The sequence below is a fragment of the Kineococcus vitellinus genome (assembly GCF_009906315.1).
In the GTDB taxonomy this organism is placed as follows: domain Bacteria; phylum Actinomycetota; class Actinomycetes; order Actinomycetales; family Kineococcaceae; genus Kineococcus; species Kineococcus vitellinus.
In genome coordinates this window covers 1-7,585 of the sequence record NZ_JAAALL010000219.1, presented here as the reverse complement: position 1 = coordinate 7,585, position 7,585 = coordinate 1, and the positions used below count along the sequence as shown (strand labels likewise).

General features: G+C 76.6%; 6 protein-coding genes and 1 pseudogene. 4 read left to right on the top strand and 3 right to left on the bottom strand.

Annotated features, from left to right (window positions below; genetic code table 11):
• Window positions 1-126: 126 nt before the first annotated feature.
• Both GTQ99_RS16825 and GTQ99_RS16820 read right to left on the bottom strand, forming a co-directional pair.
• Entirely contained in the window at window positions 127-1,158 is a 1,032-nt protein-coding gene (locus tag GTQ99_RS16825; RefSeq protein ID WP_166616887.1) for a DNA polymerase domain-containing protein, read from the bottom strand.
• Window positions 1,158-2,198 carry an ATP-dependent DNA ligase gene (locus GTQ99_RS16820; RefSeq protein WP_166616886.1) on the bottom strand — a complete coding sequence of 347 codons (1,041 nt, stop codon included), beginning with the start codon at window positions 2,196-2,198 and terminating at the stop codon, window positions 1,158-1,160. Before GTQ99_RS16820 ends, GTQ99_RS16825 begins: the two co-directional genes overlap by 1 nt.
• Window positions 2,199-2,260: 62 nt before the next feature.
• On the opposite strand from GTQ99_RS16820, the gene GTQ99_RS27060 reads away from it, so the two are divergent.
• Window positions 2,261-3,541, top strand: a complete 1,281-nt coding sequence (locus tag GTQ99_RS27060; protein ID WP_338075053.1) for a four-carbon acid sugar kinase family protein — start codon at window positions 2,261-2,263, stop codon at window positions 3,539-3,541.
• On the opposite strand, the pseudogene GTQ99_RS25335 reads toward GTQ99_RS27060, so the two are convergent.
• A pseudogene (locus GTQ99_RS25335) lies at window positions 3,490-4,038 on the bottom strand (EamA family transporter); the annotation flags it as partial. The gene GTQ99_RS27060 and the pseudogene GTQ99_RS25335 overlap by 52 nt on opposite strands.
• Window positions 4,039-4,156: 118 nt before the next feature.
• Here GTQ99_RS25335 and GTQ99_RS16810 point away from each other — a divergent pair.
• Genes GTQ99_RS16810 through GTQ99_RS16800 form a run of 3 tightly spaced genes read left to right on the top strand, consistent with a single transcriptional unit; the run spans window position 4,157 to window position 7,495 of the window.
• Window positions 4,157-5,653, top strand: a complete 1,497-nt coding sequence (locus tag GTQ99_RS16810) for an FAD-dependent oxidoreductase (protein ID WP_166616884.1) — start codon at window positions 4,157-4,159, stop codon at window positions 5,651-5,653.
• Window position 5,654: 1 nt separating this feature from the next.
• Window positions 5,655-6,476: an electron transfer flavoprotein subunit beta/FixA family protein gene (locus GTQ99_RS16805; RefSeq protein WP_166616883.1), complete on the top strand. Its 822-nt coding sequence runs from the start codon at window positions 5,655-5,657 to the stop codon at window positions 6,474-6,476.
• Entirely contained in the window at window positions 6,473-7,495 is a 1,023-nt protein-coding gene (locus tag GTQ99_RS16800; RefSeq protein WP_166616882.1) for an FAD-binding protein, read from the top strand. The genes GTQ99_RS16805 and GTQ99_RS16800 overlap by 4 nt, the downstream gene beginning before the upstream one ends.
• The last annotated feature ends 90 nt before the right edge of the window (window positions 7,496-7,585 follow it).

The window sequence follows — 7,585 nt, the reverse complement described above, 5'->3', positions numbered from 1 at the left end:
GCGGTGCGGCCTCGGTGCTCGGCATGGTCGTGTCCTTCGACAGGGGGGTGGACCGGCGCCCGCCGGTCACCGGGTGCATCGGCACCCCCCGTCCGGCCCTTGAGCGCGGGCCCGGCCGGTGCCTCCTCAGCGCTCGCGGTCGCGGTCGCGGGAGGGCTGCACCCGCTTGGGCTCGCCCGCCACCTTCGGGTGGTTCGGCGGGTAGGGCAGGTCGCCGAGGCCACCGGCCTCGTCGCGCGCGGCCAGCTCCAGCAGCGCCTCCAGGGAGCCCGTGCGCGCGCGGCGCCCGGCCCACAGGTCGCCGACGGCCGCGAAGCGCTCGGGGAAGCTCGTCAGCGTCAGGTCGTCGGGGTCGACGTCGGTGTCCAGCTCGGCCCACGTCAGCGGGGCCGACACCGTCGCCCGCGGCGTGCGCCGCAGCGAGTACGCGCTGGCGATGGTGCGGTCGCGGGCGTTCTGGTTGTAGTCCACGAACACCTGCGCGCCGCGCTCCTCCTTCCACCACGCCGTCGTCACCCGCCCACCGGCCCGGCGCTCCACCTCGCGGGCCAGCGCGATCGCGGCGCGGCGGACCTCGGTGAAGCTCCAGCGCGGTTCGATGCTCGCGAAGACGTGCAGCCCGCGGCCGCCGGAGGTCTTGGGGGAGCCCTCCAGGCCCAGCTCCGCCAGCAGCGGGTGCAGGACCTCGCGGGCCACCTCGCGGGCCTGCGCGAACCCCGTGCCCGGCTGCGGGTCGAGGTCCACGCGCAGCTCGTCGGGGTGGTCCACGTCGGGGGCGGTGCAGTGCCACGGGTGGAAGGTGATCGTCGACTGCTGGGCGCCCCACACGATCGCCGCCGTGCTCGTCGGGCGCAGCGCGTCGGCGCTGCGCCCGGAGGGGAAGGTGATCCGGACGGTGTGCACGAACGGCGGCGCGGAGCGCGGGACGCGCTTCTGGTAGACCTCCTCGCCCTCGGTGCCGTCGGGGAAGCGCTGCAGGTACGTCGGCCGGTCCCGCACGGCCTCCAGCAGCGCGGCCGCGACGAGGCGGTAGTGCTCGACGACGGCCCGCTTGGTGCCCCGCGGCCCCAGCTGCGGGTAGTACGCCTTGTCGGGGGAGGTGAGGCGCACGGCGACCCCGTCGACGTCGAGCTCCTCGGCCGGTGCCCCGGGGGCCATCAGCGCGTCCCCGACAGGACGTCGGCCAGGTCGTAGCCGGCGGGGACCTCCAGCTGCTCCAGCGTGCAGGAGGCCGGTTCCCGGTCCGGCCGCCAGCGCAGGAACCGCGGCGAGTGCCGGAACCGCCGGCCCTCCAGCTGGTCGTACTCCACCTCGCACACGAGCTCCTGGCGCACCGGCACCCACGAGGAGTCCGCCCGCGCGTGCCAGCGGTTGGGCTCGCCCTCCTCGCGCACGTCCTCGCCCAGGCGCAGCGCCGACAGCTGCTCCAGCAGCTCCGCGCGCCGCGCCGCCGTGAACGCGCTCGCCCCGCCCACGGTCACCACCTCCGAGCCGGTGTGCAGGCCCAGCAGCACGGAGCCGACGCCGGGCAGGCTCTTGTGCTCGCGGTAGCCGACGACGACGCAGTCGGCGGTGCGCCGGTGCTTGACCTTGACCATGACGCGCTCCCCGGGCAGGTAGGGCGAGGCGAGGGGCTTGGCGACCACCCCGTCGAGCCCGGCGCCCTCGAAGGTGGAGAACCAGCGCGTGGCGAGCTCGGTGTCCAGCGTCGCCGCGCTCACGTGCACCACCGGCCCGCAGCCGGCCAGCGCGCTCGTCAGCGCCTGCCGGCGCTCCCCGCACGGGCGCTGCGTGAGGTCCTCCTCGCCGAGGGCGAGCAGGTCGAAGGCGACGAACTGCGCGGGGGTGTCGCGGGCCAGCGCCGCGACGCGGCTGGCGGCCGGGTGGATGCGCTGGGACAGCAGCTCCCAGGAGAGCCGGCCGCCGTCCGGGGCGGGCACGAACAGCTCGCCGTCCACGACGCAGCGCTCCGGCAGCTCCGCGCGCACCGCGGCGACGACCTCGGGGAAGTACCGCGTCAGCGGCTTGGTGTTGCGCGAGCCCAGCTCCACCTCGTCGCCGTCGCGGAAGACGATGCAGCGGAAGCCGTCCCACTTGGGCTCGTACAGCCAGGCCGGGGCGCCGGCCGGCTGGGCGGGCACCGCCTTCGCCGCCGTGGCCAGCATCGGCTCCAGCGGTGGGCGCACCGGCAGGTCCATGGCGCCACTCTGCCGCAGCGGGCCCTGCTGCTCCAGCGCCCCGCCTCTGCTCTACTGCCCCGGTGACGACCTCCGGAACCGCTGCGCCGAGGACCGTGGTCCTCGACGACGACCCCACCGGCACCCAGTCGGCCACCGGTGTGCGCGTGCTGCTCGACTGCGACGCCGACCTGCTGGAGGCCGCGCTGCGCACGGCGGCCGGCGTCTACGTGCAGACCAACAGCCGGGCCGTCGACGAGGCGAGCGCCGTCGCCCTCGTGGCGCGCATCCGCGAGGACGCCCTGGAGGCCGGCCGCCGGCTCGGCGCCGAGGTGCGCTTCGTGCTGCGGGGCGACTCCACGCTGCGCGGGCACGTCTTCGCCGAGGTGGACGTCTTCGCCGCCCCCGACGACGTCGTCCTGCTGGTGCCGGCGTTCCCGGCCGGCGGGCGCACGACCGCCGGCGGGGTGCACCTGGTGCGCACGGCGGCGGGCGAGCAGGTGCCGGTGGGCGCCACGGAGTACGCCGCCGACCCCGTCTTCGGCTTCCGCAGCTCCTCGCTGGCCGACTACGTGACCGAGAAGTCCACCCGCACGCCGGTGCCGGTGCCGCTGGAGGTCGTGCGCGACCCGCGCGCCCTGCTGGAGCGCTTCCTGGGCGCGCCCGCCGGGTCGGTGCTGGTGCCCGACGCGGTGGACGACGACGACGTGCGGGCGCTGGCGGCCGCCGTCGACGCCGCCGGCGCGCGCGGGCGCCGCCCGCTGGTGCGCTGCGCCGCCCCGCTCGCCGCCGAGCTGGCGGGCGTGGCCAGCGCCGGCCTGCTGCCCCGCCCGGTCCTCGCGAGCCCGCCGCGCGTGCTCGTCGTCTGCGGTTCGCACACCGAGGGCGCGCGGGCCCAGCTGGAGCTGCTGGCCCGCGAGCACGGGCCCGCCGAGGTCGTCGCCACCGACTCCGCGCTGCAGGACCCGGCCGCCGCAGGCCGCGAGGTCGCCGCCCGCGCGGCCCGCCGGCTGGCCGGGGCGCCGCTGGTGGCGGTCGCCAGCGAGCGCGTGCGCTCGGCCGGGCACGGCACCCTCGCCCACGGCGAGAAGGTGATGGCGGCGCTGACGAGCGCCGTGCGCGAGCTGCTGCCGCTCGTGGACGTCGTCGTCAGCAAGGGCGGCATCACGGCGGCCGAGGTGGCCCGCACCGGCATCGGCGCCACGAGCGCGCTCGTCGTCGGGCAGGTCGCCGCCGGGGTCTCGCTGTGGCGGATGAGCGCCGCCGCCGCCGGCAGCAGCAGCGCCGTCGTCTCCAGCGTCAGCCCGGACAGCGGGTCCACCCCGCCGCCGGCGCGCGCCAGCCGGTTCTTCAGCAGCCCGTAGGAGGCGAAGGAGACGGCGACGGTCAGGGCCATCCACGGCAGCCGGCCCAGGTCGGCGGTGATGACGACCACGGCCACCAGGCCGGTGCCGACGGCCACCCACTGGCTGCGCCGCAACCGCTCCCGCAGCACGAGCACGCCCAGCAGCACGGTGATGAGCGGGTTGACGAAGTAGCCGAGCGAGGCCTCCAGCACGTGCCCGGTGACCACGGCCAGGCCGTAGACCCCCCAGTTCACGGCGATCGCGGCGGCGGCCAGGGCGAGCAGCCCCCGCTGGCGGGCCGAGCGGACCACGGCCAGCGCCCGCGCGCCCCGGCGCAGCGCCACCACGAGCACCAGGCACAGCACGAAGGTCCACACCACCCGCTGGGCCAGCAGCTCCAGCGCCCCGGTGGGCCGCAGCGCGTGGAAGTAGAAGGGGAACAGGCCCCAGAGGGCGTAGCTGGTGAGCCCGGCGGCGACGCCGGTGCGGGTGCGGTGCTGGTCCACACCGGGCATCGTCGCGTCGGGCGCCCGCCGCCGCGGCGTTAGGCTTGCCTACGCACGTCCGCACGAGCCAGCACCGCACCGAGCACCCACCCAGCACCCACCCAGCACGAGAGGGACACCCCCCGCTGTGAGCGATTCGAACCGTCCGCTGCGCGTCGCCGTCGTCGGAGCCGGACCGGCCGGGATCTACGCGTCGGACATCCTCTCCAAGGCCGACCTGGGCGCCACGGGGTTCGACGGGGTGTCGATCGACCTCTTCGAGCGGCTGCCCGCGCCCTTCGGCCTCGTGCGCTACGGCGTCGCGCCCGACCACCCGCGCATCAAGCAGATCGTCGTCGCGCTGGAGAAGGTCCTGGGCCGCGGTGACGTGCGGCTGCTGTCCAACGTCGACTTCGGCACCGACGTGACGCTGGAGGACCTGCAGCGCCACTACGACGCCGTCGTCTTCTCCACCGGCGCGATCAAGGACGCCGCGCTGGCGATCCCCGGCGTCGAGGCCCCCGGCAGCCACGGCGCCGCGGACTTCGTCTCCTGGTACGACGGCCACCCCGACTACCCGCGCACCTGGCCGCTGGAGGCGTCCACGGTGGCCGTCCTGGGCGCCGGCAACGTCGCCCTCGACGTGGCGCGGATGCTCGCCAAGCACGCCGACGACCTGCTGCCCACCGAGATCCCGGACAACGTCTACGAGGGCCTGAAGGCGTCGAAGGTCACCGACGTCCACGTCTTCGCCCGCCGCGGCCCCGCGCAGGCGAAGTTCTCCCCGCTGGAGCTGCGCGAGCTCGGCCACGTCCCCGACGTCGACGTCATCGTGGACCCCGAGGACTTCGAGTTCGACGAGGGCTCGATGACCGCGATCCAGAAGTCCAACCAGACCAAGCAGGTCGTCAAGACCCTCACCGACTGGACCCTCAAGGAGGGCGAGTCGACCGCCTCGCGGCGCATCCACCTGCACTTCCTGCACGCCCCCGCCGAGGTCCTGCTCACCGACGGGCGCGTCAGCGGCCTGCGCACCGAGCGCACCCGCCTCGTCGGCGACGGCACCGTCGAGGGCACCGGCGACTTCCACGACTGGGACGTGCAGGCCGTCTACCGGGCCGTCGGCTACTTCGGCTCCCCGCTGCCCGGCATCCCCTTCGACGACCTGGCGGGCGTCATCTCCAACCACGAGGGCCGCGTGCTGACCCCCGAGGGGGAGGACTTGCCCGGCGTCTACTGCACCGGCTGGATCAAGCGCGGCCCGGTCGGGCTCATCGGGCACACCAAGTCCGACGCCTCCGAGACCGTCCGCCACCTCGTCTCCGACGCCGCGCAGCTGCGCCGCGCCCCCGAGCCGGACCCGCAGGCGGTCCTGGACACGCTGACCGCCAAGGGCGTGGACGTCCTCACCTGGACGCACTGGGAGGTGCTGGACGCCTACGAGCGCTCGCTGGGCGCCCCGCACGGGCGCGAGCGGGTCAAGGTCGTCTCCCGCGAGGAGATGGTCCAGCGCTCGCGCGAGGCCATCGAGCAGGCCGAGCAGGAGGCCGAGCAGGAGGCCGAGGGCGCCGCCGAGCAGGAGGCCGGGCGCGCCGTGCAGGACGAGGCCCGGCGCGCCGTCGAGCACGCCGAGAGCGGGGCCTGAGGTGCGGGTCGTCGTCTGCGTCAAGCACGTCCCCGACATCCAGTCGCCCCGCGCCTTCCGCGAGGACCGGCTGCTGGCCCGCGGCGGCGACGACGACACCCTCAACGAGCTCGACGAGGACGCCCTGGAAGCGGGGCTGCGCACCGTCGAGGCGGCCCGGGCCGCCGGCGACGAGGGCGAGCACGAGGTCACCGTCCTGACGGTCGGCCCCGCGCACGCCGTGGAGGCGCTGCGCCGCGGGCTGGCGATGGGCGCCACCAGCGCCGTGCACGTCACCGACGAGGCGATCGCCGGCTCGGACGCCCTCGCCACGGCGCGCGTGCTGGCCGCCGCGGTCGCCCACCTGCACGCCGAGCGCCCCGTCGACCTCGTCGTCGCCGGCATGGCGGCCCTGGACGGGCTCACCTCGCTCGTGCCGGCGGCGCTGGCCGAGCTGCTCGGCTGGCCGCAGCTCACCCTGGCCGACGAGGTCGCCGTCGAGGCGGGGGAGGGGGGCCCGCTCGTGCGGGTGCGCCGGGAGACCTCCACGCAGGTGGAGGTGCTCACGGCCCCGGCCCCGGCCGTGGTGTCGGTGACCGACCAGGCCTTCCGCGCCCGCTTCCCCGACTTCAAGGGCATCCTCGCCGCCCGCAAGAAGCCCGTGACGGCGCTGACGCTCGCGGACCTGGGCCTGGAGCCCACCGCGGTGGGCCTGGCGGGCTCCACCACCCGCATCACCGAGGCCGCCCCGCGCCCCGAGCGCCCCGACCGGGTGATCGTCACCGGGGGCGCCGAGACCGTCCCCGCGCTCGTGGACTACCTGGCGCAGAAGGGCTTCCAGTGACCAGCACCACCGACGGCACCCCCGACGGCACCGCGGACGGCACGGCGGGCGACGTCGTCCTCGTCCTGCTCGACCACCTCGAGGGGCGGCTGCGCCCGACCTCGCTGGAGCTGCTGACGCTGGCGCGCTCGCTGCCCGGCGCGCAGGTCCACGCCGTCTGGAGCGGGCCGGGCCCCGACGGGGCCGCGCTCGCGGTGGTCGGCGCGCACGGCGCCACGACGCTGCACCGCGTCGAGGTCGAGGGCGCCGACGAGCGCACCACCGCCGCCGCCGTCGACGCCCTCGTCGCGGTCGTCGGGGCCGCCGCCCCCTCGCTGGTGCTCGTGGCCTCCACCTTCGAGGACAAGGAGGTCGCCGCCCGCCTGGCGGTGCGCACCGGCGGCGGCGTCGTCACCGGCGCCCACGGCGTCGAGCGCACCGGCGACGGCTGGCTGGTGCGCAAGAGCGTGCTGGCCGGCTCGTGGGGCACCGCCTGCGCCGTGACCGGCCGGCTGGCCGTGGTCGCGCTCTCCCCGCACGCCGTGCGGGCGAGCGCGCTGGAGGGCGCGGCGCCGCCCGCGGTCGTGGAGCACCGCGTCGAGGCGTCCGCCGCCGCGCGCGCCGTCACCGTGGTCTCCCGCGCGCCCCGCCCGACGGGCGACCGCCCGCCGCTGGCCGAGGCGGAGGTCGTCGTCGTCGGCGGCCGCGGCGTGGAGGGCGACTTCACGGCCGTGGAGGAGCTCGCCGACGTCCTCGGCGCGGCGGTCGGCGCCACCCGCGTCGCCACCGACGAGGGCTGGATCGGCCACGAGGCGCAGGTCGGGCAGACGGGCGTCACGATCAGCCCGCGCCTCTACGTCGGCGCCGGGGTCTCCGGCGCGGTGCACCACCGCGGCGGCATGGACGCCTCGTGGACCGTCGTCGCGGTCAACAGCGACCCCGACGCCCCGATCTTCGAGTTCGCCGACTACGGCGTCGTCGGCGACCTCACCGAGGTCCTGCCGGCGCTGGCCGCCGAGCTGCGCCGCCGCCGCGGCTGAGGCGCCCGCGCCGCCGCCCCGCCGGGCGGAGCGTGGCGGCGCGCGGCCGCGCGTGCGACCCTGGTGCCGCCGGACGGCCGTCGTCCGGCG